The organism is Streptomyces mobaraensis (assembly GCF_020099395.1).
Lineage (GTDB): Bacteria > Actinomycetota > Actinomycetes > Streptomycetales > Streptomycetaceae > Streptomyces.
On record NZ_CP083590.1, the window covers coordinates 7,312,592 to 7,337,271 of the forward strand.

The following is a 24,680-nucleotide window of genomic DNA, read 5'->3' on the forward strand; positions in this document are numbered from 1 at the left end:
GCGACATCCCCGTCGCGCGAGCGGGACAGTTCACTCCGGCGATGGTGCCGGGGTCCGGCGGTCGCTCAAGTGCACCGAGGGCGCGAGTTCGTCCTGCGTCGCTCCCGTCGTACTGGCTGAACTGCGTTCCCCGCCAATGGTGCCGGGGCCCGGCAGTCACTCAAGTGCACCGGGGGCACGAGTTCGCCCTCCGTCGCTCGCAGCACCAGCCGAACCGACCTCCCCGCCGATGGCGCCGGGGCTCCACTGACACCGAGGTCACCCGAGGGAGTCATCGGGCGCGAGCCCGCCATGCGACGCCCTCGTCCCTCGTCGCACCAGCTGAACCGTCCTCCCCGCCGACGGCGCCGGGGCCCCCGCAGGCACTCAAGTGCACCCAGGGCGCGAGCCCGACGCCGCTTCCCGCGCCGCGCCGCCCCCGCCGCCCCCGTGCACCCGCTGACGCTCCCGAAAGGCGGACCGACCACATGACCACCCCCAGCACCCCGCCCCACCGCACTCCGCCTCACCACACCCCGACCCACCTCGTGCTCGTCGGCCACGGCATGGTCGGCCAGCGCTTCCTGGAAGCGTTCGTCCGGCGTACCGAAGGGCTCGGTGCGGAGGCCCCGCACGTCACCGTCCTCGCCGAGGAGCCGCGCCCGGCTTACGACCGCGTCCGGCTCACCTCGTTCCTCTCGGGCGTCTCGGAGGAGGAACTGTCGCTCTGGCCGCAGGAGTTCGCGGGCCGTCCCGGTATCGGGCTGCATCTCGGCGACCCCGTCACGGCGATCGACCGCGTCGCCCGCAAGGTCACCACCCGCTCGGGTGCGGTGTACGCGTACGACACCCTCGTGCTGGCCACCGGATCGCGCCCCTTCGTCCCGCCCGTCACCGGTCAGGACACTCCCGGCTGCTTCGTCTACCGCACTCTCGACGACCTGGAAGCCCTGCGCGCCCGTGCCGAGGGCGTGCGGACCGGGCTCGTCGTCGGTGGCGGGCTGCTCGGTCTCGAGGCGGCGGGGGCGCTGCGGGCCCTGGGGCTGGAGACGCATGTCGTCGAGTTCACGCCCCGGCTGATGGCCGCCCAGGTCGACGACGGCGGTGGTGCCGCCCTGCGCCGCAAGGTCGAGGAGCTGGGCGTCGTCGTGCACACCGGTGTCGGTGCCCGTGCCGTCGAGGCCGGGCCGGACGGGACCGTCGGCAGCGTGACGCTCTCGGACGGCACGGTCGTCCCCTGCGGGCTGGTCGTGTTCTCCGCCGGCGTCCGGCCCCGCGACGAACTCGCCCGCGCCTGCGGGCTGCCCGTCGGCGAGCGCGGTGGCATCGTCGTCGACGAGGGGTGCCGCACCGCCGACGCCCGCGTCTGGGCCGTCGGCGAGTGCGCCCTGACCCCCGACGGCCGGGTGCACGGCCTCGTCGCCCCCGGCTACGCGATGGCCGAGGCCGCCGCCGACCGGATCACGGGCGGCGACGGCAGCTTCACCGGTGCCGAACCCGCCGCCCGCCTCAAGCTCCTCGGCGTCGCCGTGGCCAGCTTCGGCGACGCCCACGCCACCGGCGACGACGCCCTGGAGGTCAGCTACGCCAACAGCCGCGACGGCGTGTACAAGAAGCTCGTCGTCGCCCCCGACGGCCGGCTGCTCGGCGGCGTCCTCGTCGGCGACACGGACGCCTACGACGTGCTCCGGCCACTCGCGGAGGCGGGCACCCCGCTCACCACCGCGCCGGAACGGCTCCTCCTGCCCGCCTCCGCGGTGGGCAGCGCGGCGCCCGGCCCGGAGAGCCTCCCGGACACCACGATCGTCTGCTCCTGCCACAACGTCACCAAGGGCCGCATCCGCGCCGCCGTCACCGACCACGGCTGCTGGGACGTCCGCGCCGTCCAGCGGCAGACCCACGCCGGCACCGGCTGTGGCTCCTGCGTCTCCATGCTGACCAAGCTCGTCGAGGGCGCGACCACCCCCGCCGGCATCACGCCCGCCCCCAAGGGCCTCTGCGAACACTTCACTCACACCCGGGCCGAACTCTTCGACATCATCAGCGTCACCGGCATCACCACTTTCTCCCGCCTCATCGACGAGCACGGGAGCGCCGCCCACGGCAGCGACGGCTGCGACACCTGCAAACCCGTCGTCGCCTCCATCCTCGCCACCCTCAACCCCCGCCTCGGCAACTCCGTCCACATCCTCGACGGCGAACAGGCCGCCCTCCAGGACACCAACGACCACTTCCTCGCCAACCTCCAGTGCAACGGCTCCTACTCCGTCGTCCCCCGCGTCCCCGCCGGCGAGATCACCCCCGAGAAGCTCATCGTCATCGGCGAGGTCGCCCGCGACTTCGGCCTCTACACGAAGATCACCGGCGGGCAGCGCATCGACCTGCTCGGCGCCACCGTCGACCAGCTCCCGCACATCTGGCGGCGGCTCGTCGACGCCGGCTTCGAGTCGGGACACGCCTACGGCAAGGCGCTGCGCACGGTGAAGTCCTGCGTTGGCTCGGTCTGGTGCCGCTACGGCGTCCAGGACTCCGTGGCCCTCGCCGTCGAGCTCGAACTCCGCTACCGCGGCCTGCGCTCCCCGCACAAACTCAAGGCCGCCGTCAGCGGCTGCGCCCGCGAGTGCGCCGAGGCCCGCGGCAAGGACTTCGGCGTCATCGCCACCGCCGCCGGCTGGAACCTCTACGTCGGCGGCAACGGCGGGACGACCCCCCGCCACGCCGAACTGCTCCTCGCCGACGCCGACCGCGACACCCTCGTCCGCACCCTCGACCGCTTCCTGATGTTCTACATCCGCACCGCCGACCGGCTGGAGCGCACCGCCCCCTGGATCGCGCGCATGGAGGGCGGACTCGACCGGCTGCGGTCCGTCGTCGTCGACGACTCCCTAGGCATCTGTGCCGACCTCGACGCCCTGATGGCCCAGCACGTCGCCACCTACGAGGACGAGTGGCGCGCCACCCTCGACGACCCCGAACGGCTGCGCCGCTTCGTCTCGTTCGTCAACGCGCCCGGCACCCCCGACCCGGCCGTCCGCTTCGAGGGCGAACCCGGCCGGATCCGCCCGGCCGCCCCGCCCGTCCTCCCCGTGCCGACCGTCGCGGGGGTGGCCCGGTGACCGCCCGCCGCGCCGCTCACCGCGCCGTCGAGGTCGACACCGGCGCCGGCTGGACCCCCGTCTGCCCCTACGACGACCTGATCCCGGGACGCGGGGTCGCCGCCCTCGTCGGCGGCCACCAGGTGGCGGTCTTCCGGGACCGGGCCGGCCGGCTCTACGCCGTCGGCAACCGGGACCCGTTCAGCGGGGCGTACGTGGTGTCCCGCGGCCTCCTCGGGAGCCGCGACGGCGCGCCCGTCGTGGTCGAGCCCATGTACCACCGCGCCTTCGACCTGCGCTCGGGGGCCTGCCCCGACGAGCCCGGGGCACCCGGCGGCACCTCGGCCGTGCTGCCGGTGTGGCCGGTGCGCCTCGCCGATGCCTCCGACGACCGGCACCGTCCCGCCGACGCGACCACCGCTCCGTCCGCCGACCGACCTTCCGCCGACCGTCCGTCCGCCCCGCCCCGGGAGTACTCGTGAACCCCGTCACCCCCGCCGTCGAACGGGCCCACGAACCATCCGCCGCACCAACACCACGCCGCCGACGGCGCGTCGAGGACTGGCGGCCCGAGGACCCGGCGTTCTGGGCGGCCGGGGGCGCCCGCACCGCCCGGCGCAACCTCGTCCTCTCCGTCCTCTGCGAGCACATCGGCTTCTCGGTGTGGAGCCTGTGGTCCGTCCTCGTCCTCTTCCTCGGTCCCGAGTACGGCATCGACCCGGCCGGGAAGTTCCTGCTCACGGCGGTGCCCACGCTCGTCGGCGGCGCGCTGCGGCTGCCGTACACCGTCGCCGTGGGCGTCTTCGGCGGCCGGACCTGGACGGTGATCAGCGCCGTCGTCCTCCTCGTCCCCACCGCGCTCGCCGCCGCCGTCCTCGAACCGGGCGTCTCCTACCCGACGTTGATACTGGTGGCCGCCGTCGCGGGGGTCGGGGGCGGCAACTTCGCCTCGTCGATGGCCAACATCAACGCGTTCTACCCGCAGCATCTCAAGGGCCGCGCCCTCGGCGTCAACGCCGGCGGCGGCAACCTCGGCGTACCCGCCGTGCAGGTGCTCGGCCTCCTGGTGCTCGGCACGGCGGGCGCCGGGCACCCCCGGCTGATCGTCCTCGTCTACATCCCGCTCATCGTGCTCGCCGCCCTCGCCGCCGCCCTGCGCATGGACGACCTCGGCGGCCCCCGCCCGCCCGGCCGCCCACTGCGCGAGGTGGCCCGGCAGGGGCACACCTGGACCGTCTCCCTGCTCTACATCGGGACGTTCGGCTCGTTCATCGGTTTCGGCTTCGCCTTCGGGCAGGTGCTCCTCGTCCAGTTCCCGGACGACTTCCCGACGCCCGTCCGGGCGGCCTCCCTCACCTTCCTGGGGCCGCTGCTGGGCTCGCTGGTCCGGCCCCTGGGCGGCGTCCTGGCCGACCGGTGGGGCGGGGCGCGCGTCACGTTCTGGACGTTCGCCGCGATGGCCGGGAGCACCGGCCTCGTCGTCGCGGCCTCGCGGGAGGGGTCGCTGCCGCTGTTCCTGACCGGGTTCGTGCTCCTCTTCTGCCTCAGCGGACTCGGCAACGGCTCGACCTACAAGATGATCCCCGCGCTGCATCGCGCGGCGGCACGGCGGCGGGTCGCGGGCGGTGCGGAGGCCGAGGCAGCGCATCGGCTGGCGCACCAGCATGCCAATGCCGCCATGGGCGTCGCGGGGGCGGTCGGGGCGCTCGGTGGCGTTCTGATCAACGTCGCGTTCCGGCAGGCGTTCCAGAGCGGTGGCAGTGGGGAGCCGGCGTATCTGGCCTTTCTGGGCTGGTATGTGGTGTGTTTGGTGGTCACGTGGGTGGTGTATCTGCGGCGGCGGGGGGCCGAGCCGGTGTGAGGTGCCCCGGTCCCGCCCTTTCTCCCCCAGCTACCGCTGGGAGGTGCCCCCAGTTTCCTGGGGCTGCGCCCCAGACTCCGCTTTTCGCGGCTTCGCCGCTCGTCCTCAAACGCCGGACGGGCTTATATAGCCCGTCCGGCGTTTGAGGACAGCGCCCGCAGGGCGCTTCGGGGGTGCGGGGGCGGAGCCCCTGCAAGAAACGGTGAAAGGGCGGGACCGGGGCACCCTCACCCGCGGGCCGCCCCCGCGTCCCGCACCACCCCCGCCAGCCAAGCCTCCGCTTCGGCGACCAGCAGGACGTCGGCCACCGTGGCCGACGCCGCATGGCCGGCCGCCCAGCGCAGAGCGCCGGACGCCTCGGCGGGCGGGGCGCCGTCGGAGTCCCGTCCGGGAGCCCGCCCCGAGCGGAGGGCCTCCGCGGCCGCCAGGCACTCCGCCGCCGCCAGCCCCGCCAGCCCGGCCAACTCCTCGCCGGCGGCGGCCGGCAGCGGCGGCCGGTCGCCGTCCCGGCGCCGGGCGAGCATCATGGCGCCGCCGCCGACCGCCGCGTACCCGGGGAGCATGAACGCCTCCCAGGACGGGTCCCGGCCGTCCCGCGAGGCGGCCTCCATGTGGTACTGGAGGTAGGTCCCCTGCGCGAGGAACAAGGCCCGCCGCGCCGTCGCCAGTTCGCCCACGCCGCCGCCGTGCGGGCGGACCAGCCGGGCGGTCACGGCCGGGCACGCCGCGGCGGCCCGGGTCAGGAAGTCGGCGATGTCACGCCGCAGTTGTCCGGTCGCGCCCCGGGGCCAGGCGAGCAGGCTCGCCACCGCGCCGATCCCGCCGCCGACCAGCACGCTGAGGACCCGCACGGCGGGCAGGTTCCACTCGGGCGGCGACACCTGGCCGAAGACCAGCACGAGGAGGACGGTCACCACGCCCTGGGTCCACGCGGGGCCGAGCACAGGGCCCACGGTCAGGCCCACGAGCAGGAAGACGGGGGTGAAGACCGCGTAGAAGACGGTCGTGCCGTCCACGGCCAGCAGCATTCCGGTGGCGAGGACGCCGCCCACGACCGTTCCGACGATACCGGGCATCAGCGCGGCCCGGGTGTCGGCCGCGGAGGTGCGCATGAGGCTGAGGATCGCCAGCAGCACCCAGAAGCCGTGCGGCAGTGCCAGGACGCCGACCAGGAGCCGCGCGCAGGCGAGCGCGAGGGAGAGCCGGACGGCGTTCCGGAACAGCACGGACGTCGGCGTCAGGCGCACGGCCAGCCGGTGCCACCACCACGCGGCGGTGCCCACGCCGGCGTACGCGAAGGGGCTGCCGGGGTAGTCCCAGGCGGCGGACAGCCGCCCGCCGGCCGCGAGGCGCCCCGCCTCGGCCGCCACGAGGGTCCCTTCCGCCACCTGGCGGACCACGGCGTCCTGCCGCAGCCGTCCGGGCGTGGCCCGGGCGAGCCCCCGGACCCGTTCCTCGTCGAACGCGGCCAGCGCGGCGGGCAGAGCGTCCTCGTCCTCAGGGTCCCGGACGTCCGGGCGCGGCGACGAGGCGGTGCGGCGCAGGGAGTCCGCGCAGTGCCGCAGCAGCGCGGGCGCGCCGGGCACCGGCTCGCCGCGGTTGTCGACGATGCCGTTCAGGAGATCGCGCACGTACCGCACCGTGGCCCGGGTGTGACTGAGGGCCCGGTCGCCGGGCGTGGCGGAGGTGGGGCGTTCGGTGGGCGGCACCTCGGACAGCAGCGTCGCCGTCAGGGCCCGGTCGGCCGCTTCCCGCGCGCACCGGACGTCCTCGGGGGGCGCGTCACCGGCCAGGAGGCGCCCGACGGCGGCGCAGTAGCCGGCCGTGGCCGCGGTGGCGTCGGCGAGCAGCGTCCGGTACGGGACGGGTCGCGGCTCGTGCCACAGCAGCCGGTCCACCAGGGCGGTGAGCAGGATGCCGACGGTGAGGCCGGCCAGGCGGGCGGGCAGGGCGTCCGGCGCGTAGGGAGGGAAGCAGGGGAGCACGTAGTACAGCTGGAAGGCGGGCGCCGGGCCGGCCGTCCGCGGCCCCCCGTTCGCGAGCAGGGAGACGACGAAGCCCACCACCAGCATCCCCAGCGCCGCCGCCCAGTCGCGGACGGCGAGCAGGGTGCCGGCGGTGACCAGCGCCCAGCCGACGGGCAGCGTCAGCAGCAGGGTCCCGGTGCGCCGAGCGGGTGGCCCCGGAACCGAGGAGAAGAGGATCAGGGGCAGTGCGCCGAACATGGCGAAGAGCGCCATGTCGCGCCGGCCGAAGCCGTAGGCGAACGTGTAGAACCCCGCGCAGCCGGCGACGGTCACCCAGGCGGCGCGGCGCAGTGCCTCCGGTGCGCCCGGAGCGCGCAGGAGCCGGCGGAGCGGTCCGCCCGTACCGGCTCGGAGATCCGGTGTGCCGATCACAGTGCCACGCTAGGGGCGCCGCCCGTCGCCGCAACTCGGCCGGCGGCCGCCCGCGTCCCGTCGTGACGGGCGGGGTGCCGCCGGCCGCGTCGGTCGGACGCCTGCGCCCGGGCGGTCGCGGTCAGGCGTTCGCGGTCTGCCGGAACTCCTTCACGAACGCCGAGCAGAAGGCCGGCAGATCGCCCGGCTTCCGGCTGGTGATCAGGGTGTTGGGGCCGCCGGTGCACACCTTCACCTGCTCGTCCACCCAGGTGCCGCCCGCGTTGCGGACGTCGGTGCGCAGGCTGGGCCATGAGGTCAGGGTCCGGTCGCGCACCACGTCGGCCTCCACCAGCGTCCACGGGGCGTGGCAGATCGCGGCGACGGGCTTGCCCGCCGAGAAGAAGGACTTGACGAAGGACACGGCGCCCTCGTGCATCCGCAGCGCGTCCGGATTGGCCACGCCGCCGGGGAGCACCAGCCCGTCGTACTCCTGGACGGACACCTGGTCCACCACGTCGTCGACGGGGAAGGTGTCGGCCTTGTCGAGGTGGTGGAACGCCTGCACGCTGCCCGGCTCGGTGGAGACGAGGCGCGGGGTGCCGCCGGCGTTCAGGACCGCCTGCCACGGGTCGGTCAGCTCGACCTGTTCGATGCCTTCGGGGGCCACGAGAAATGCCACCTTCATACGGTGTTCTCCTTGTCCTGCTCGTCTGGATCGGCTGTCTCGACGGTCACCCGTGACACCGCGGTGACGGCCGTCACGGGTAGCGGCAGATGCCGCCCGTGCCCTGGGCCGGGGTCCGGGGCTCGCCCGGCTCCAGCACCCGTACGTCGGCGCCGGTCAGCAGGGCCGCCCGGACCGCCACGTCGGCGAGGCGCCCCTCGTGCGGCTCCCCGCCGCCGTCCGGCGGCAGGTCGTCGCGGCGCTCGGCGAGCTCGGCCGGCGAGTCGCCGAACCAGGCGGTCCGCTGGTCCCGCGGGTCGTCGGTGACCGTCAGGGTCCCCACCCGGCCGACGGCGAGCGCGTCGAGTGTGGCGCGGACCCCTTCGACCGCGTGCCCACCGGGCGCGAGCTCATGCTCCAGCGTGCGCAGCAGTTCCGCGGTCCGGGCGTGGCCGGCCCGGGCCACCTCGGTCTCGGTACGGGACGTCCGCACCGCCGCCGAGCCGTCCGCCGACCGGCTGCCGCTGATGTGCCCGACGGTCACGTCCCGGCGGACCCGCGCGGGCAGGTGCTTGGTCAGGTACTGCCGGGCCCGGACGTCGCCCGCGACCAGCAGCAGGGACGCCGAGACCTCGGCGAGCGCCTCGTCCACGGCCTGGGCGACGACCTTCGCGTTCCGCTCCCAGGAGTCCTCGGCGCGGTGCTGGAAGCGCATGTTCGGCAGGCCCGACGTGCGCAGGATCTCGTCGTCGGTCCCCTGGACCGTACGCCGCCGGGCCTCGGTGCCGCCCTCGGGGTGGACGAGGAGGTCGGCGCCGGTGCGGTCGACGACGGCGACGACGTGCGCGGGGTGCTCCTGCCGCCACTCCAGCAGCGGCAACAGGTGCGGTACGGCGGCGAATTCGGCGACGTCGCCGTGGTGTCCGCCGGGCAGCCCGGCGGCGTGGCGCACCTCGCCGTGCGAGGCGAAGAGGGCGAGGACGCCGGTGCCCGGCAGCGCGTCCATGACGCGGGCCGTGAGCGCGTCCACGGTGGCCGCGTCGGCGCCCTCGCGGGCGAGCCGGGCGGCCAGTTCGCGCCAGCGGGCCCCGGCCTCCTCCGCCCGCTCGGGGCGTGCTTCGAGGTCGAAATAGACCGACGCGAACGGGCCCGGCGCGGCCAGCAGCTCGCGCAGGGTCCCGGTGCCGGTCCGGGTGGCATCCCGAGTGGCCATAGCCATGTGGACTCCTCCTCCCGGGGCGGTTTGCGCCCACTCATCCAGCTGAGCAGATGGGGCACAACGGCGCACGCCGGGGCGCGGGGCCGGGAGCCGCACCCCGGCCGTCCGGTTACAGGTCGTGACTGAATGAATGCGCTCTGGAATCATGGGAGTTGAGCGGGCCGGGGAAGGGTCGGCGCCCCGAGGAGGGGAGGGCGCCCGGCGCGACCCCGGCCCCCTTGTCGTGCCCGCGGACGACCCGCTCCCCGGCCGCTTCTCCGGGGAATCCCAAAGGAAGCCTTGGGTTTTATCACGGAATTCATTATTCGACTTATGGGTGGAATGCCGCTAGCGTCGAAAGCGGCCCGGAAAAACGGCGGACAACCGCTTCCCACGGCCCTTCTGCACGTCCCCTACCGATGGGCGGTGACCTCCCATGACGGCCGAGCGCCGAACGACGTCCCCCTGGACGTTCATGGCCGCGACGGCGATCCTCTGGGGGTCCGCCTTCCCCGCGATCCGCGTCGCCCTCGACGGCTACTCCCCGACGTCCATCGCCATCCTGCGCCTCGTCTGCGCCGCGGCGATCCTCGTCCCCTGCGCCCTCACCGGCCGGATCAGCCGGCTGCGCCGGGCGGACGCGCTGCGGATGGCGGGCTTCGGCCTCACCGGCATGACCGCCTACCAACTCCTGCTGTACGCGGGCGAACGGCACGTCGAGGGCGGCACCGCCGCCATGCTGGTGGCCACCTCGCCCGTCTTCGCCACGCTCCTCGGCATGCTCGTCCTCAAGGAACGGCCCGGCGCCCGGGGCGTCGCCGGCCTGCTGGTCGCGCTCGGCGGAGCTCTCGTCGTCGCCATGGCCGGCGGCGCGGGCGGCGGTTCGCACGCCGGCATGGCGATGATCGTCGTCGCCGCGGCCGCGCAGGCCACCTCGTTCGTCCTCCAGAAGCCGCTGCTGCGCCGCTACTCGGGGCTGGACTGCATCTTCTACGGCAGCCTCTTCGGCCTGCTGCCGCTGCTGTTCGCGGTCCCCGACGCCGTACGGCAGTCGGCCGCGGTCGGCTGGCGGCAGGGTACGGCCGTCGGCTGGCTCGGCCTCGGCTGCACCGTCCTCGCCTTCTGCACCTGGTCGCGCGTCCTGCGCGCCGCGACGGCGGCCACCAGCTCGCTGGTGCTCTACGCCGTGCCCGTCGCGGCCCTGGCCCTGGACGCCGCCCTGTTCGGCAACGTCCCCGCGCCGCTGGCCGGCGTCGGCGGCCTGATCGTGCTGCTCGGCGTGGCCGTCGCCGCGACGCGTCGCACGCCGCCCCGGCGGAAGAACGGCGGCACCGGGCCGATCGCGTCGAGCGGCCGTGGCCGTACGGCTGTGGACACGCCGGCGGCGGACGCGTCGGCGGCCGACGGCGAACGGGCGCGCGGACAGCACGCGGTGGCCGCGGGACGCTGAGCCGGCTGCCGGTCGCCGAGCCGGCGGCTTGCCGGGCGGGACGCTGCCCGTGCGGGCCGCCTGCCTGGCCGGTTGCCCTGCGCCGAGCCGGCCGTGCCGGTGGCGTGGCGCAGGGTTTGCGGCGCACCGGGCCTGTGGGGTGCCGGGCCCGTGGCATGCCGGGCTTCGCACGTCGGGCCCGCGTCGCGCAGGCCCCGCATGCTGGACTCGCATCCTGCCGCCCCGCGCAACCAGGCCGGCATCGCGCCGGGCTGGCGTCCGCCGGGCCCCTCGCGCTCATGCTCGCGCTGCCCGGCCCGCGCCCGGCGGTCCGTCGCACCAGGCCGCACATGCCGGCCCCGCGTCACCCCAGCCCTGCCTCACGCCGGCCCCGCGCCACGCCGGGTGCTCTCGCGACAGGCCCCCCCCGCCACGCCCCCGCCGTGCCAGGCGCCCCGCGTCAGCCCTCCAGCAGCGGCCGTACCCGGGACAGCGTCTCGCGCACGTTTTCCTCGGCCACCATCCCCAACGCCTCGTCCACGCCCGCCCAGCGCAGCTCCGCCTCCGGGTGCTCGGGGCGGACCGCCTCCGGCGTCCCGGTCGCCAGGACGAAGCGCAGGTCGGCGTGGTCGTGGGCCGGCTCGCGGTCGGAGGCGGGCACCGGCACCACCACGACGTGCGTCAACTCCCCGTCCGGCCACGGCGCCAGGTCCGTCAGCGCCGTCTCCTCCCGCCCCTCCCGCGCCACCACGGCCAGCGGGTCGGACTCCCCGGGATCGCCGTGCCCGCCCACCAGCAGCCAGGAACCGAGACGCGGGTGGCGGCGGAGCAGGACCCGGCGGCTCTCCGGATGGACGATCACCGCGGTCGCGGTGAGGTGCAGGGGCAGGACGCGCTGCCAGGGGTCGTCGTCGGCGGCGAGCAGGGCGCGTATCCGCTCGACGTCGGCGCGCTCCCGGTCGTCGGCGGGGCGGTGGCGGTTCAGGAGGTCCGCGACGGACGCGGAGGAGGCGATCATGTGCCGCATCCTAGGGAGCGGCCGGCCGCGGCCCAACGGAATTATCCCGCCCGGAACTTCCGCCCGCCCGGCACTCCCGCCCCGCCCGGCTCAGGCCGCCGCGCGGTGGCACGCCTCGATCAGCGCCCGCAGCTCCGCCCGCGGCGGGTCCGGGCGCACCGCCAGGTACGCCCGCATGACCGGCGCGGGGGCGCGCAGTCGCCGGAAGACCACGCCCGGCACGGGCAGTTGGTCGGCGTGCGGCGCGTAGAAGACCGTCCAGGACGGCTTTCCGTACCCGATGGACGCCAGGGTGTCCTGGGCCGTGGTGAACTCCGGGCCGAACTCCGGGGTGAAACCGGCCTCCTCGCACGAGCGCACCACCAGGTCGTACAGCGCGGGGTTGCGCTCGGGGCCGGACAGCCGCAGCGGGAGCCCGGCCAGATCGGCCATGTCGATCGTGTCGCGCACCGCGAGGTCGTGCCGGGCGGGCAGCGCGACCATGACGTCGTCCTCCCACAGCGGCAGCAACTCCAGCCCGGGGACCGGCCGGCCGCCGCGCAGCAGGGTCGCGTCCAGCTCGCCGGAGCGGACGCGGCGCAGCCGGTCGTCCGTGGCGGCGGTGACGAGTTCCAGCTGGGCCGAGGGGGCGAGCCGGGCGAAGCCGTCGAGGATCGCCTCCAGCCGGGCGCCCAGGCCCGAGCTGGTGCCGAGCCGCAGGGTGGCGGCGCGCTCGGTGCGCAGTTCGTCGACGGCGGCCCGGGCCCGTTCCCGCGCGGCCAGCACCTCACGGGCGTGCGGCAGCAGCCGCCGTCCGGCCTCCGTCAGCCCGACGGCCCGGGTCGTCCGGTCGAACAGCGGCATCCCCAGCTCCCGCTCCAGCCGGCGCACCTGCTGGCTCACGGCCGACTGCACGATGTGCAGCCGCTCGGCGGCCCGCCCGAAGTGCAGTTCCTCCGCCACCGCCAGGAAGTACTCCAGCTGCCGGAGTTCCACGTTCGCCCGCCCCTCACCTGCACCGATCTCGATTCGTGATGAGTGTAGGCGCACTTCGCACCTTGGTCGCGGGCGGGCGGCGCGATGGAGTGGGGCCATCGACGGACCGGCATCCAGCGCCGGCCCGACCGCCCGGGGAGGAGCCCGCCATGCCGTACGCGAACGTCAACGGCACCACGCTCTACTACGAGGACGAGGGCACCGGACCGGCCCTGCTGTTCCTGCACGGCTGGGGGACCAGCGGCCGGGTGTGGGGCGCCCAGCTCCCCGCGTTCACCCCGGACCACCGCGTCGTCACCGTCGACTGGCGCGGCTGCGGCCGGTCGGACCGGCCCGCAGCCGGCAACGACATCGACGGCGTGGTCCGCGACACCGCCGAACTGATCGACGCCCTGGGGCTGGACCGGCCCGTGGTCGTCGGCTCGTCCATCGGCGCCGTCTTCGCCCTCGAACTCGCCCTGCGCCACCCCGGACTGGTCGCCGGGGCGGTCTCGGTGGACGGCTCCGCCCACTGGCCGACGCTCGAACCGCTGCCCACGGACCTCCTCGACGGCCTGCGCGAGGACCGGGCGGGCACCGTGGCCGGCTGGGTCCCCGGCTGGTTCGGGCCGGACGCCTCGCCGGCGCTGGCCGACTGGACGATCCGCCAGATCCTGGACTCGGGCACCTTCATCGACCGGCAGTTCGACCAGGCCCTCGCGTACGACCCGCGCCCGGTACTGCCGGAGCTGCGGGTGCCGGTCCACTACGTCCACGGCGAGCTCAGCCACATCCCCGTCGCGATCTCCCGGGAGTGCGCCGGGCTGACCCCCGGCGCCGAGGTCCGCGTCATCGCCGGCGCCGCCCACATGGCGCACCAGGAGCGGCCCGCCGCCTTCAACGAGGCGCTGCGGGGTCTGCTCACCGCCATCCGGGCCGGCGTCCCCGCGTAGCCACATCCCCCTTCACACTTCACACTTCACGCTTCACACGAGAAACGGACACCCATGCCCAGCACCACCGCCACTCTGTCCCACGGCGAGGCCACCGTCGCCTACGACCGCACCGGGTCCGGCCCCGGCCTGGTCCTCGTCCACGGCACGGGCGCCACGAAGGAGCAGTGGCAGCCCCTGACCGGGGCCGTCGCCGACCGCTTCACCGTGGTCGCGCCCGACCTCTCCGGATCCGGCGCCACCACCGACCACGGCGGCCCCCTCACCGTCGCCGACCTCGCCGACGAGGTCCTCGCCGCCGCCGACGACGCCGGGCTCGCCACCTTCCACCTGGCCGGCCACTCGCTGGGTGCCGTCGTGGCCGTACACCTCGCGGCGACGCACCCCGGCCGGGTCCGCTCGCTGGCGCTGCACGCCGCGTGGGTGCGCACGGACTCCCGGATGGCCGCCGAGTTCCGCTACTGGCTCGCCCTGCTGCGGACCGACGCCCTGCACGGCACGGACCTGTTCGTCCGGATGCTGCCGCTGATGGCCTTCGGCCCGCGGTACTGGGAGCACACGGACGACGCGTCCTACGAGGCCCTGGTCGGCGCGCTCTCCGGGGCGATCGCCCACGGCACCGACCGGCAGACCGAGGCCGATCTGACGGTCGACCTGGGCCCGCTGCTGGGCCGGATCACCGCGCCCACCCTCGTGCTGGCCAGCGCGCACGACCGGATCATCGACGCGGGCCAGCAGCAGGCGCTGCTGTCCGGCATCGCGGACAGCCGGTACGCGGAGATCGACGCCGGGCACGGCGCTCCGGGGGAGGACCCGGAGGGCTTCGCCGCGAAGCTCGCGGCCTTCCTCGACGAGCGCGCGGCCGCCGAGCGCGAGCCCGCGGGCCTGCGCTGACCGTCCGGTGACCGCCCGGCGCTCAGACCTCCAGGTCGCTCTCTATGCGCTTGAGCTGGTGGCGGGCCATCGCCAGGTTGGCCCGCTTGGCGTCCAGCACGAGGTAGAGGAAGAGGCCGCTGCCCCCGCGCCCGGTGAGCAGCCGTATCAGGTGGTACTGGGTGCCGAGGGTGATGAGGATGTCCTCGATGCGGTCCTGGAGGTTCAGCATCTCCATGGCGCGCAGCTTGGCCCGGACGACGTCGGTGTTGGCCGCCGCGGCCACGTTGAGGTCGATCGACTGGTTGCCGCCCAGGGTGCCGAGCGCCATGCCGCTGCCGTAGTCGACGAGCGCGACGCCGATGGCCCCCTCGATGGAGTTCATCGCGTCCTTGAGTGCCATTTCGGTGTTGGCCATGAGAGTTCCGCTTTCGGTGTCGGTAAGGGATGCGGGACGTACGGGGGCGCTTCACGGAGTGGATCGCCCCCGTGAGTCGTCGGGGGCGCGCCGCTACGGCTGCCGCTGCCGCTGGAGGGCGCCGTCGATCAGGGCGCCGAGGCGGGGGCAGGCCCGGCGGGCCTCGATGTTGAGCCGGCCGACGTTCGCGTCGGCGGTGGCCAGCAGCGTCAGGACGCTGGCGGTGCCCGCCGCGTAGGTGGCCACGTAGCCGAACTCGCCGTTGACCAGCAGCTCGCGGAAGCCGCCGTGGCCCACCGCGTCCGTCAGCCGGGCTCCCACGCCCAGCGCCGCGGCGGTCAGCGCGGCCACCCCGTCGGGTTCCGCGTTGGCGAGCAGGTGGGCGATCACCAGGCCGTCCGTGCTCGCCACCATCGCACCGGTCAGATACGGAACCCTGACCCGTAACTCCTGTAACTCGGCGAGCACTTCGGGTGGTGCGGCGGTCATCGACTGCCTCCTTCCGGCGAACTGCCTCAAGGTGCGCCTCATGATGGATTCGGTGGAGTCGGGCGGGTGCACGGCACGGTCACACAATCCTCTCCCGCCCTCGGGCGATTACCGGTGGCGTGTCCGTTGCGACGGAAGGTATGCGAAAGGGGAGTGGCGGGGGGAGGGTTTCGGCATTTTCCCCCGTCACATTCCTCAGAGGCACGAGAGGGGAGAGGTCCGGAAATCGACGTTTCGATTGGTCCGGACCACAACTGCCCAGTGGGCCCCTTGCCTTCGGCGGCTCACCACTGCCCCCACTGCGGCGTCCACAGCGGCCCGGCCCCTTTCACCGTGCGGTGGACGGGCGCCGAGCCGGTGCCCAGGATGCCGGGCAGCGCCGCCACCGGACCCGTGAGGTAGCGGTAGAACGCCGTGACGTCCGGCGTCGTCACGCTGACGTGCACGTTGGCGTCCCCCGTGATCGCCGCCGCGAACGCCACCTCCGGATGGGCGGAGAGCGCCCTGCCGACCTCCTCGATCCGGGACGGCTCGACGTTCAGCCACAGCAGGGAACGGAAGTTCCGCTGGAGCAGCCGTGGGTGGTAGTCGACGTCGAAGTACAGCACCCCGGCCGCCCGCAGCTCCGCCATCCGGCGCCGCACCGTGGTCTGCGACCAGCCGGTGGCCGCCGCGAGCTCCCCGACGGAGGCCCGGCCGTCCAGCGCCAGGACGTCGAACATCCGGTGGTCCGCCGCGTCGACCGGGAAGGCCGGGCCGGGGTCGGCGGGTGGGGACGCCGGGGCGTCCCGGGGGGACAGCGCGGCCACCTGGCCGGCGGAGAGCGGGCCCGACTTGGTCAGCAGGCTGCGCTCCTGCCCGAAGAAGACATGCAGCAGCGAGTGGGCCGCCACGTCCACCACACGGGGCGTGCCCGGCAGCTTCTCCAGCAGCAGCACGCCCTCCCCGGGCCGCTCCGGCCGCACCAGACAGGCGATCTCTGTACCGCCCGCCGTCAGATTGATCCAGGTGGTGTCCCGGCGCCGGGCCAGCGCCGCGGAGATCTGCGCGGACGCGCCCGGCGCGCAGCGGATCCGGACGATCCACGGCGCCTGCCCCAGGCGCAGCGGCTCGGTCAGCCCCAGTACCCGCAGGACGCCGGCCGACCGCAGCCGCGTGTAGCGGCGGGCGACCGTCTGATCGGAGACGCCGAGAACCTCGGCGATCCTGCGGAACGGCGCCCGGCCGTCGATCTGGAGGGCGTGGACGAGGGCCTGGTCGGAGGTGTCGAGCGGCGGCAGCACCGCTCGCTGGTCGTCGGGCGCGGTGTCGAGATTCACCGTCCCACGGTAAATGCTGTCGGATTCCGCGCCCGACGCGGTCCTGGCTGTGCGAGGCGGGTGTTCCGGCGGATGGTTGCGGCGCGGGTGACGTGGAGACCGCTCCGCGGCCCGGAGGAAACGGAGTGATCATGCGTAAATGGTGGCCCTTGGTGGCGGTGAGCCTGGGCGCCTTCATCCTGCTGGTGGACGTCACCATCGTGAACGTCGCCCTGCCGGACATGGGGGACGACCTCGACGCCACCTTCTCGTCCCTCCAGTGGGTGGTCGACGCCTACGCCCTGTCCCTGGCCGCGCTGCTGCTCGTCGCCGGCTCGCTGGCCGACCTGTTCGGCCACCGCCGGCTCTACGCGGCGGGCCTGACCCTGTTCGCCCTGGCGTCCCTGGGCTGCGGACTCGCCCCCAACGCCGGCGTCCTGATCGCCGCCCGCGCGGTGCAGGGCGCCGGTGGCGCCGCGATGTTCGCCACCTCCGCCGCCCTGCTCGGCGCCACCTACCAGGGCCGGGACCGGGGCACGGCGTTCGGGATCTGGGGCGCCGTCAACGGTGCCGCCGCGGCGGCCGGGCCCATCCTCGGCGGATTGCTCACCGAGCACATCGGCTGGGAGGCGATCTTCCTGGTCAACCTGCCGATCGCCGCGGCGGCCGTGCTGCTCACCCTCCGCGTCGTCCGCGCCGACCGGCCGCGCGCCGCCGGCGCCCGGCGCACCCGGGTCGACATCCCCGGCGCCGTCACCTTCACCCTCGCCGCGGCGGCCCTGACCTACGGGTTCATCCGCAGCGCCGAGTCCGGCTGGACCTCGGCCACCGTCCTCACCTCGTTCGCCGTCGCGGCCGTCGCCCTCGTCGCGTTCGTCCTCGCCGAGACCCGCGCCGGGCGCCGGGGCGACGTGCCCATGCTCGACCTCGCCCTGCTCCGCCGGCCGTCGTTCGCCGGCCTGATGGGCGGCGCGCTGCTGTTCCAGGGCGGCGCGTTCGGCGGTCTCGTCCTCGTCTCCATATGGCTGCAATCCGTGCTCGGCCTCGGCCCGGTGGAGAGCGGCCTCGCGCTGACGCCGATGGCCGTGGCCTCCTTCCTGGTGGCCGCGCTCGCCGGGCGGTACACCCAGCGGATCGCGCCGCGGCTGCCCATCGGCGTCGGCCTGCTGCTCGTCGCCCTCGGCATGTACCTGCTGTACACGGCGATGTCCGCCGACGCCGGCCGCTCGGCCCTCGTGCTCGGGCTGGCCGTCGCGGGCGTCGGCGTCGGCCTCGCCACGCCGGTGCTGGTCTCGGCCGCGACCGGCAGTGTGCCGCCGCAGCGCATGGGCATGGCCGCCGGCGCGGTCAACACCTTCCGTCAGCTCGGCACCAGCCTCGCCATCGCCGTCCTCGGCGCCGTCTTCACGCACGCCGCCCGCGCCGATCTCTCCGGCGCCGTCCCGGACGCGCACGGCGCCGCGTCCGCCCTCGCCGGCGGCCAGGCCCGGCGCCTCGTCGCCGCCGCGCCGGAGGCACACCGGTCCGCGGCCGAGGACCTGGTCCACCGCGCCTTCGCCGACGGGCTCCAGTCCGTCTTCCTCTGGTCCGCCGCCGCCGCGGTCCTGGGCGGCCTCCTCACCCTGGCCCTCGTCCGCCCCGCCCCGCCGCAGCCCCCGGCGCAGGCCGCCTCCGGCGAGACGGAGCCCGCCCGGGAGGCGGCCGCGCGGGCGTGACCGGGCCGGACCGGCGCCCGGCCGCGTCCCCGCCGGGGCGCGGCCGGTCAGGCGCGGCCGGTCAGGCGCGGCCGGTCAGGCGCGGCCGGTCAGGTCACGAAGAGCCGGTCGGCGGGCACGCACCTGACGGGATCGCTCCCGGAGGCGCGCGGCCTCGTCCGTACCGACGGCGTGTGCGCGGCGCGGCTTGAGGGAGCCGTGCCGTTCCGGAACGTGCACGCCGTGTTCGCGACCGGACCCACCAGGCGGCGTGGCCGAGCGGCGAGCCACCGGGCCGTGTCCGCCCGGTAGTTGGGAGCGGCCGGCGCGGCCCAGCCCACTCGCCCGATCCGGGGCGGCCGGGGCGCCGCCCGGTTCCTCAACGGCCGCGCCCCGCCCCCGTTCTCACGCGATCAGGTCCGCGACGAACTTCCGGAGCCGGCCGCGCGTCACGGGTGTGACCCCGTGGATCAGCTGGGACCCGTAGGCGACCGCCACCCCCGCCGGAGCGGCCGTCGTCCACCGGGTCGTGGGCGTACGGGACAACCAGCTCGGCTCGGCCTCGTGCCCGCGGCCGGCCGGCTGGTGGGGGAGGCAGCGGGTGAGGGGCGTGCCCGGGGCGAAGCCCTCGGCCTCGCCGGCCACCGCGCCCGTCCAGGGCACGCCGCTGGACGTCGTCTCCACGTAGAACAGCCCGCCCTCGTCCGCGTCGGCGACCGACACCCCGATCCGCCCGATCCGGCGCGGGGCGGTACCGGGGGACGGGATGCCGTCGAGGTGCGTGGGGACGGCGTCCCCCGGCCAGAGCTCCGTGTAGCCCCAGGGGCCCGCCTCCCGCACCGACGGGAGCGCGCGCCGGATCGCGGGCAGCGCCCGTTCTGTCGCCCTGCGGAGGATGTCCTCGGCCCCGGCCGGGGCGGGCACGACCTCCGCCTGCCGCACCGGACGGCGGGACGCGACGGGGTCGGCGTCCACGAACTTGGCCAGCCGCGCCCGCTCCTCCGCGTCCAGGAAGTCCTCGATCGTCTGGAGCGCCAGGGTCTCACTGATGTGGATCACACTGCCCTCCTCGGCAAACACCGGCCGGGCCGGTACGCCCGGCACCACCGCCACCTTCCGCACGTGACCGCACCGGGCACAAGCGCGCAACCGGTCGTCCTGGGCATGCGTCGGATCGTCTGATCGCGTGACGGCCGAGCGCCTGGGCGGCCCCGCGGGGCCGGTGGGGCGGCGCGCTCTGCCACCGTGACGCAAGCGACCGCCCGCCGCCCGGACAGGAGGGGAGCGATACGTGGCAGACGTCCTCACGCTGCTGTTCGCCGTACTGGCCGCCCTCAGCAACGCCACCGCCGTGGTGCTCCAGCGCATGGCGGCGCGCACCGTCCCGAAGGCCGACGCCTTCAGCCTCCGTCTGGTCCGCGACCTGCTGCGGCACCCCGCCTGGTTCGCCGGCATCGCCGCCGTCCTCTGCGCCGCGGTCTTCCAGGCGCTCGCGCTCTCCCTGGGCTCCCTCTCGCTGGTGCAGCCCATCTTCGTCAGCGAACTCCCCTTCGCGCTGCTGATCGCCGGCACGGTCTTCCGCCGCCGGCTGCCGGCGTACGGCTGGGCGGCGATCCTGCTGGTCGCCGCCGGGCTGGGGCTGGCCCTGGCCGCCGCCGCGCCGGGCGGGGCACACGTCCACGTCGGCACCGCCCGCTGGCTGGCCGCCCTGACGGCCGCCGTCGCGGCGATGGCGGCCTGCGTCGCGGCCGCCCTGCCCCGCCCCCGGGGCAAGGCGCGGGCCGCCCTCTTCGGCGCGGCGGCGGCCGTCGGCTACGCCCTGACCGCCGCGCTGATGAAGGACGCCGCCACGACCTTCGCCCGGCACGGCGCGGGCGCCTTCTTCACCTGCTGGCAGACGTACGCCTTCGCCGCCGCCGGAGCGGCCTCCCTCTTCCTGCTCTCGAACGCCATGGAGTCGGGACCGCTGCTCGCCTCCCAGCCCGCCCTCACCCTCGGGGACGCGCTCGTCAGCCTCACGCTGGGACTGGTGGTGTACGAGGAACACGTCCGCACCGGGTGGTGGCTGATCCCGGAGGCCGTCGGAGCCCTCATGATCGCCGCGGGGGCATTGATCCTGCCGAGGGTGGAGGAGGTAGCGCTGCCGAGCTGACCCTTTCAGCCCGTCCGGCGTTTGAGGACAAGCGGCGCAGCCGCTTGCACGGGGGCGCGGGCGCTCCCGCGGGAAACGGTGAAAGGGCGGGGAGGGGCGCACCCCAGGAGGGCCGGCCGACGGCCGGGCCGAGACCGAACACCGGCGGCACGCCGGGGCGCAGGCCCGTCGGCGCCCGGCACGTCCACCCCGACCGCGCCGCCAGGCGCTACCGCTTCACGGCCCGCAGCACCACGAACTTGGGATCGCTCGCGACCACGTCGCAATTGCCGAAGATCTTGCGCAGCTTGACGTGGTACCCGAGATGCCGGTTGCCGACGACCCACAGTTCCCCGCCCGGGCGCAGGGCCCGGCGGGCGCCGGTGAACATGCGCCAGGCCGTGGTGTCGGTGGTCGCCTGGTGCGAGTGGAACGGCGGGTTGTTGAGCACCAGGTCAACCGAGCCCGGGGCCACCGCCGACAGGGCGTCGCCCACGACGAACTCGGCCGTCCGGGCGGCCCCGGCGTTCGCCTGGAAGGTGGCCCGCGCCGAGGCGACGGCCTGGTGTGACTCGTCCGTGAACAGCACCTCGGCGTCCGGGTCGGCCACCGCGGCGGCCGTGCCCAGCACGCCGTTGCCGCAGCCGAGGTCCACCACGCGACCGCCGCCCCGCCGCCGCGGGAGGTGGTTGAGGAAGAAGCGGGTGCCGATGTCGAGGCGGTCCGCGCAGAACACGCCCGCGTGGTTGACCACGGTCAGTCCGGCGGCCGGCCCGGCGTCGGGGCCCAGGGTGTGCTCGATCGGCCAGGGGCTGGGCCGCCGGGCGCGGTCCGGGTTCGGCGAGCAGAAGATCAGTCGGGCCTTCTTGACCGCCAGCGACGTCCGGGTCGGGCCGAGGACGTCCTCGAACAGCTTCAGCGTCGACGTGTGGATCTCGGTGACCTTGCCCGTACCGACGACCGTCGTCCCCGCGTGCACGGCGGGCGCCAGCCGGCGCAGCTGGTCCTCCAGCAGGGCCAGGCTCTTGGGCACCCGGACGAGCAGGACGTCGATCCGCTCCGGCGGGGCGTCCCGCGTGGACAGCAGCCGTACCGACTCCGCCGGGACGCCGTTGCGGGCCAGGTTGGCCCGGGTCGCCTGCTGGGTGAGGAAGGAGTCCGTGATCTGCGCGGGGCGGTGCGCGGCGAGGGCCGTGACCAGGGCGCCCCAGCGGTCGCCGACGACGACCACGTCGCCCGACAGGTCCACCGGACCGTCGTCCCCGTCCGCGAGGTGCCGCAGCAGGTACTCGTCGGCGGCGTCCCAGGCGAACAGCCGGTCGCGCGGGTCCTCCGGAAAGCGGGTGAGGTCGAACGTGCCCCATGACGTGGAAAAACGCTTCATCGTGCCGCTCAGGCTAGCGGAGCGGCCCCCGCGGCCCCCAATCAGCGCGGCGGGCCCGCCGCCCGGGACGGCCGTGCGGTCGCCGACGGCCGCCCGGTCGCAGAGTGACGTACGCGGTCGGCCTCGTCACGTGCGCCCGGTCGTCGCAGCCGGTCCGCCGGCCGGCAGCCCGTGGCGCGGCGAACGTCCCACCAGTCGCCATCCGCTCGCGGGGAGCGCACGGGCGGACGCCGCGCGTTCCCCGCCCCTACGAGACGAGGGGGGACGGGGCGACGGGGCGGACGTGCCGCAGGCGGAACCCGTCCGTCATCGCCACCGCAGGCCGGCCGGGGAACGCGCGCCGCCCCGGCCGGGCCGTCGGACCTCGGCGGCGCCCGCACCCCCGTGCCGGGCGCCCGGAGTTCATCCTGGACCCGTCGGGCCCGTACGCGCTTGTATTTTCTTGGGCGGCAGGACGCGGCTCCGGCCTGCGACGCCTGCGAACCGGTCCTGCCGCACCGGGGGATCGTGCGCGGCCGGGCCCACGACCAGGAGCAACCGCGCGGCGCGGCCGCCTCGTTCGTGGAAACGGCCGTGCGGCGAGCAGCGGCCCGGGCGGGAGCGACGGGCTTACGCGGCTGCCGCCCGGGCCGGCCCTCCGGCACCGGCTGCCGCCGGCGCGATGACGTCCCGACCGAGCATGCGCTCACATTCCTGTGCCCACCGGGCTGCTTTGACGCCGGCCGAGCGCTCGTACGTCGCTTGGGCTACGCGCGGGGGTACGCGGCGTCCGCTGCCGGCGGGCCGGCTTCACGGCCGCCCGGTCGCCCCCGTCCCGCCCTCCCCGTCGTCCGGCCCGCCGCCGGAGCGGAAGCGCACGTAGCGGGCGGGGACCGCGGCCGTCAGCCATACGCCGTTGTCGGTGACGTGGAAGACGTGTCCGGCGGCGTGCATGGCGCCGGTGTCGACGGCGAGGACGACCGGGCGGCCGCGCCGGGCGCCCACCCGGACGGCGGTCTCGCGGTCCGGCGAGAGGTGCACGTGGTGGCGGTTCATGGGGCGCAGTCCCTCGGCGCGGATCGCGGGCAGGAAGCGCGCGACGGTGCCGTGGTACAGGTACGGCGGCGGCTCGGCGGGCGGCAGGGCCAGGTCCACCGGCACCGAGTGCCCCTGCCGGGCCCGGATCCGCTCCCCGTCCACGGCGAACCGCCGCTTGTCGTTGACGGCCACGACGTGGTCGAACTCCTCGCGGGTGAACGGGAAGCCGTGGGCGGCGGCAGCGGCCAGGAGCTCGTCGACGCGCACCCAGCCCGCCGCGTCGAGCCGGATGCCGATGCGCCCGGGATCGTGGCGCAGGTGTTTCGAGAGGTATTTGGAGATCCGTACCGTTCTGTCGTCGCGCATGCCGTCAGTCTCGCTCACCGGAGCCGGCGCGGGCACCTCGTTTTGCGTTCCTGGAACGCCCGGTTCCGATCCGGGAGCGCCCGGTTCCGTCCCGGGATCGCCCGGTGCCCGGCCGTTCAGGACGAGATCGCCGGACCGCGCGGCGCGGTGGCCGGCAGCAGCCGCTCGCCGAGCAGGGCGGTCAGCGCCGCCAGGGTCAGCAGGCCGCCCGCGAGGAACGTGCCGCGCACGCCCGCCGCGGGCAGCAGCGCGCCGCCGAGCAGGGCCCCGACGGCCACCCCCGCGTTGAACGCACCGGAGTTCGCGGCCAGGGCGACCTCCGTACGGCCGGGCGCGGACTCCAGGACCCGGGCCTGCGTCGCCATGAACACCGGTCCCAGCGAGGCGCCGAGCAGCGCCAGGAAGGCCACGGCCGCCGCCTGCCGGTCGCCGAACGCGTACAGCCCCAGCATCCCGGCCGCCTGCGTGCCGACCGGGACGGCCAGGGTGGCGCGCGGAAAGCGGTCCAGCAGCGGGCCGGCGACGGCGACCCCGACGACGCCCGCCACGCCCGGCACGGTGAGCAGCGCGCTGACGGAGTCGTCGGAGAAGCCCCCGACCTCGCCCAGGAACTCGACCACGTAGGTGTACCCGGCGAAGGCGCCCGTCACGGACAGGGCCGTGGTGGCCAGGACGACCGCGAAGCGGCGCCGGTCCGGGCGTGTGCCGCGCGAGCCGTGCCCCTCCTCGGGCCGGGTGGCGGGCAGCAGGGCGGCGATCAGGACCATGGAGACGGCCGCCGCTCCCGCCAGGACGGCGAACGGCGCCTCGCGGCCGTGGTGCCGGCCCAGCCAGGTTCCGGCCGGAACACCCAGCACCATGGCGAGCGAGCCGGCCACGGACAGCACGCCGAGCACCCGGCCCCGCACCCGCTCGGGGAACAGCCCCACGGCCACCGGTCCCATCACCGCCCAGAACAGCGCCTGGGCGAGCGCCGTCACCACCCGTGCGACGAACATCAACTCGTAGGAGGCGACGGCCGCGGCCGCCACGTTCGCCACCGCCAGCGCCGCGAGCAGCGCGGTGAGCAGGTGGCGGCGGGGGACGGACCGTGTGACGTGGGCCAGCGGGAGGGAGGCGACGGCCACCGTCACGCCGTAGCCGGTGACCAGGATCCCGACGGCCCCGAGCGAGGTGCCCAGGTCGTCCGAGAGGAGTGTGAGCAGTCCGATCGGCAGGTTCTCCACCGTGTTGAAGGTGAACGCGGCGACCATCAGGGCCGCCACCACCCCCACCCGCCGCCAGAGAGCCGGCTGTACGGCACTGGTCATTCCGCTTCTCCCCTCCCTCGGGACGCCGGTGAACGGCCCGGCGCCGACGTGCCGTTCAGCGTAGGGGAGGGGAGATCAACACCGCGTCAGGTGGCCGCGGGCGGATTGCCGGTCGGCCCGTGTTTATTACTTTCCAAGGTGGAAAGTATCTGCCATGCTGGCAAGGAA

At 75.2% G+C, this 24,680-nt stretch carries 20 protein-coding genes; 8 read left to right on the forward strand and 12 right to left on the reverse strand.

From position 1 onward, the window contains the following. Nucleotides 1-467 precede the first annotated feature (467 nt). The 3 genes from nirB to K7I03_RS32190 are packed head-to-tail and all read left to right on the forward strand — an operon-like array spanning nt 468 to nt 4,935. The gene (gene nirB, locus K7I03_RS32180; RefSeq protein ID WP_185945427.1) at nt 468-3,095 is read left to right on the forward strand and encodes a nitrite reductase large subunit NirB; all 2,628 of its coding nucleotides are present in this window, start codon (nt 468-470) and stop codon (nt 3,093-3,095) included. Continuing rightward, the gene (locus tag K7I03_RS32185; protein ID WP_185945426.1) at nt 3,092-3,556 is read left to right on the forward strand and encodes a nitrite reductase (NAD(P)H) small subunit; all 465 of its coding nucleotides are present in this window, start codon (nt 3,092-3,094) and stop codon (nt 3,554-3,556) included. The genes nirB and K7I03_RS32185 overlap by 4 nt, the downstream gene beginning before the upstream one ends. Beyond that, entirely contained in the window at nt 3,553-4,935 is a 1,383-nt protein-coding gene (locus K7I03_RS32190) for an MFS transporter (RefSeq protein ID WP_185945425.1), read from the forward strand. Before K7I03_RS32185 ends, K7I03_RS32190 begins: the two co-directional genes overlap by 4 nt. Before the next feature lie 227 nt (nt 4,936-5,162). Here the strand turns inward: K7I03_RS32190 and K7I03_RS32195 are convergent, their stop codons facing one another. The 3 genes from K7I03_RS32195 to K7I03_RS32205 all read right to left on the reverse strand — a co-directional run bounded on the left by K7I03_RS32195 (nt 5,163) and on the right by K7I03_RS32205 (nt 9,199). After that, nucleotides 5,163-7,334 (reverse strand): FUSC family protein, encoded by a 2,172-nt coding sequence (locus K7I03_RS32195; RefSeq protein WP_185945424.1) that lies wholly within the window; start codon nt 7,332-7,334, stop codon nt 5,163-5,165. 121 nt (nt 7,335-7,455) lie between these two features. Further along, nucleotides 7,456-8,001, reverse strand: coding sequence for a type 1 glutamine amidotransferase domain-containing protein (locus tag K7I03_RS32200; protein ID WP_185945423.1), 546 nt, complete (start codon nt 7,999-8,001; stop codon nt 7,456-7,458). A 73-nt stretch (nt 8,002-8,074) separates the two neighbouring features. Next, nucleotides 8,075-9,199 carry a baeRF2 domain-containing protein gene (locus K7I03_RS32205; protein ID WP_185945422.1) on the reverse strand — a complete coding sequence of 375 codons (1,125 nt, stop codon included), beginning with the start codon at nt 9,197-9,199 and terminating at the stop codon, nt 8,075-8,077. Nucleotides 9,200-9,614: 415 nt separating this feature from the next. Between K7I03_RS32205 and K7I03_RS32210 the strand changes: the two genes are divergently transcribed. Then, the gene (locus tag K7I03_RS32210) at nt 9,615-10,628 is read left to right on the forward strand and encodes a DMT family transporter (RefSeq protein WP_224347325.1); all 1,014 of its coding nucleotides are present in this window, start codon (nt 9,615-9,617) and stop codon (nt 10,626-10,628) included. Nucleotides 10,629-11,067: 439 nt separating this feature from the next. On the opposite strand, the gene K7I03_RS32215 is transcribed toward K7I03_RS32210, so the two are convergent. Together K7I03_RS32215 and K7I03_RS32220 are read right to left on the reverse strand one after the other, a co-directional pair. Beyond that, nucleotides 11,068-11,625 carry an NUDIX hydrolase gene (locus K7I03_RS32215; RefSeq protein ID WP_221903542.1) on the reverse strand — a complete coding sequence of 186 codons (558 nt, stop codon included), beginning with the start codon at nt 11,623-11,625 and terminating at the stop codon, nt 11,068-11,070. Nucleotides 11,626-11,715: 90 nt separating this feature from the next. Then, a complete protein-coding gene (locus K7I03_RS32220; RefSeq protein WP_185945420.1) occupies nt 11,716-12,600 on the reverse strand; it encodes a LysR family transcriptional regulator in 885 nt (294 codons plus the stop codon). 149 nt (nt 12,601-12,749) lie between these two features. On the opposite strand from K7I03_RS32220, the gene K7I03_RS32225 reads away from it, so the two are divergent. Together K7I03_RS32225 and K7I03_RS32230 are read left to right on the forward strand one after the other, a co-directional pair. Further along, nucleotides 12,750-13,532, forward strand: coding sequence for an alpha/beta fold hydrolase (locus K7I03_RS32225; RefSeq protein WP_185945419.1), 783 nt, complete (start codon nt 12,750-12,752; stop codon nt 13,530-13,532). Nucleotides 13,533-13,586: 54 nt separating this feature from the next. After that, nucleotides 13,587-14,426: an alpha/beta fold hydrolase gene (locus K7I03_RS32230; protein ID WP_185945418.1), complete on the forward strand. Its 840-nt coding sequence runs from the start codon at nt 13,587-13,589 to the stop codon at nt 14,424-14,426. 22 nt (nt 14,427-14,448) lie between these two features. Here K7I03_RS32230 and K7I03_RS32235 read toward each other — a convergent pair whose 3' ends face one another. The 3 genes from K7I03_RS32235 to K7I03_RS32245 form a co-directional block, all read right to left on the reverse strand. Next, nucleotides 14,449-14,823, reverse strand: coding sequence for a hypothetical protein (locus K7I03_RS32235; RefSeq protein WP_004941414.1), 375 nt, complete (start codon nt 14,821-14,823; stop codon nt 14,449-14,451). Between the two features lie 93 nt (nt 14,824-14,916). After that, on the reverse strand, nt 14,917-15,312 hold the full coding sequence (locus K7I03_RS32240; RefSeq protein WP_051072525.1) for a roadblock/LC7 domain-containing protein: 396 nt from the start codon (nt 15,310-15,312) through the stop codon (nt 14,917-14,919). Between the two features lie 284 nt (nt 15,313-15,596). Beyond that, entirely contained in the window at nt 15,597-16,631 is a 1,035-nt protein-coding gene (locus K7I03_RS32245; protein WP_224347326.1) for an Lrp/AsnC family transcriptional regulator, read from the reverse strand. Between the two features lie 131 nt (nt 16,632-16,762). Here K7I03_RS32245 and K7I03_RS32250 point away from each other — a divergent pair, with 131 nt between their 5' ends. Next, complete coding sequence (locus K7I03_RS32250) at nt 16,763-18,325, forward strand: MFS transporter (RefSeq protein WP_185945470.1); 1,563 nt, start codon at nt 16,763-16,765, stop codon at nt 18,323-18,325. 384 nt (nt 18,326-18,709) lie between these two features. On the opposite strand, the gene K7I03_RS32255 is transcribed toward K7I03_RS32250, so the two are convergent. After that, nucleotides 18,710-19,363 (reverse strand): hypothetical protein, encoded by a 654-nt coding sequence (locus tag K7I03_RS32255; protein ID WP_185945416.1) that lies wholly within the window; start codon nt 19,361-19,363, stop codon nt 18,710-18,712. 232 nt (nt 19,364-19,595) lie between these two features. On the opposite strand from K7I03_RS32255, the gene K7I03_RS32260 reads away from it, so the two are divergent. After that, the gene (locus K7I03_RS32260) at nt 19,596-20,456 is read left to right on the forward strand and encodes a DMT family transporter (RefSeq protein ID WP_185945415.1); all 861 of its coding nucleotides are present in this window, start codon (nt 19,596-19,598) and stop codon (nt 20,454-20,456) included. A gap of 208 nt (nt 20,457-20,664) precedes the next feature. Here the strand turns inward: K7I03_RS32260 and K7I03_RS32265 are convergent, their stop codons facing one another. The 3 genes from K7I03_RS32265 to K7I03_RS32275 all read right to left on the reverse strand — a co-directional run bounded on the left by K7I03_RS32265 (nt 20,665) and on the right by K7I03_RS32275 (nt 24,512). After that, nucleotides 20,665-21,819: a methyltransferase gene (locus tag K7I03_RS32265; protein WP_185945414.1), complete on the reverse strand. Its 1,155-nt coding sequence runs from the start codon at nt 21,817-21,819 to the stop codon at nt 20,665-20,667. Nucleotides 21,820-22,608: 789 nt separating this feature from the next. After that, nucleotides 22,609-23,202: an RNA 2'-phosphotransferase gene (locus K7I03_RS32270; RefSeq protein WP_185945413.1), complete on the reverse strand. Its 594-nt coding sequence runs from the start codon at nt 23,200-23,202 to the stop codon at nt 22,609-22,611. Between the two features lie 116 nt (nt 23,203-23,318). Beyond that, complete coding sequence (locus K7I03_RS32275) at nt 23,319-24,512, reverse strand: MFS transporter (RefSeq protein ID WP_185945412.1); 1,194 nt, start codon at nt 24,510-24,512, stop codon at nt 23,319-23,321. Between the last annotated feature and the right edge of the window lie 168 nt (nt 24,513-24,680).

Bases quoted from the DNA above. Each gene is read 5' to 3' on its own strand.
- K7I03_RS32250 (WP_185945470.1), top strand. From the start codon at position 16,763: ATGCGTAAATGGTGGCCCTTGGTGGCGGTGAGCCTGGGCGCCTTCATC.
- K7I03_RS32210 (WP_224347325.1), top strand. From the start codon at position 9,615: ATGACGGCCGAGCGCCGAACGACGTCCCCCTGGACGTTCATGGCCGCG.
- K7I03_RS32205 (WP_185945422.1), bottom strand. From the start codon at position 9,199: ATGGCTATGGCCACTCGGGATGCCACCCGGACCGGCACCGGGACCCTG.
- K7I03_RS32230 (WP_185945418.1), top strand. From the start codon at position 13,587: ATGCCCAGCACCACCGCCACTCTGTCCCACGGCGAGGCCACCGTCGCC.
- K7I03_RS32275 (WP_185945412.1), bottom strand. From the start codon at position 24,512: ATGACCAGTGCCGTACAGCCGGCTCTCTGGCGGCGGGTGGGGGTGGTG.
- K7I03_RS32235 (WP_004941414.1), bottom strand. From the start codon at position 14,823: ATGGCCAACACCGAAATGGCACTCAAGGACGCGATGAACTCCATCGAG.
- K7I03_RS32270 (WP_185945413.1), bottom strand. From the start codon at position 23,202: ATGCGCGACGACAGAACGGTACGGATCTCCAAATACCTCTCGAAACAC.
- K7I03_RS32265 (WP_185945414.1), bottom strand. From the start codon at position 21,819: ATGAAGCGTTTTTCCACGTCATGGGGCACGTTCGACCTCACCCGCTTT.
- K7I03_RS32225 (WP_185945419.1), top strand. From the start codon at position 12,750: ATGCCGTACGCGAACGTCAACGGCACCACGCTCTACTACGAGGACGAG.
- K7I03_RS32240 (WP_051072525.1), bottom strand. From the start codon at position 15,312: ATGACCGCCGCACCACCCGAAGTGCTCGCCGAGTTACAGGAGTTACGG.
- nirB (WP_185945427.1), top strand. From the start codon at position 468: ATGACCACCCCCAGCACCCCGCCCCACCGCACTCCGCCTCACCACACC.
- K7I03_RS32215 (WP_221903542.1), bottom strand. From the start codon at position 11,625: ATGATCGCCTCCTCCGCGTCCGTCGCGGACCTCCTGAACCGCCACCGC.
- K7I03_RS32200 (WP_185945423.1), bottom strand. From the start codon at position 8,001: ATGAAGGTGGCATTTCTCGTGGCCCCCGAAGGCATCGAACAGGTCGAG.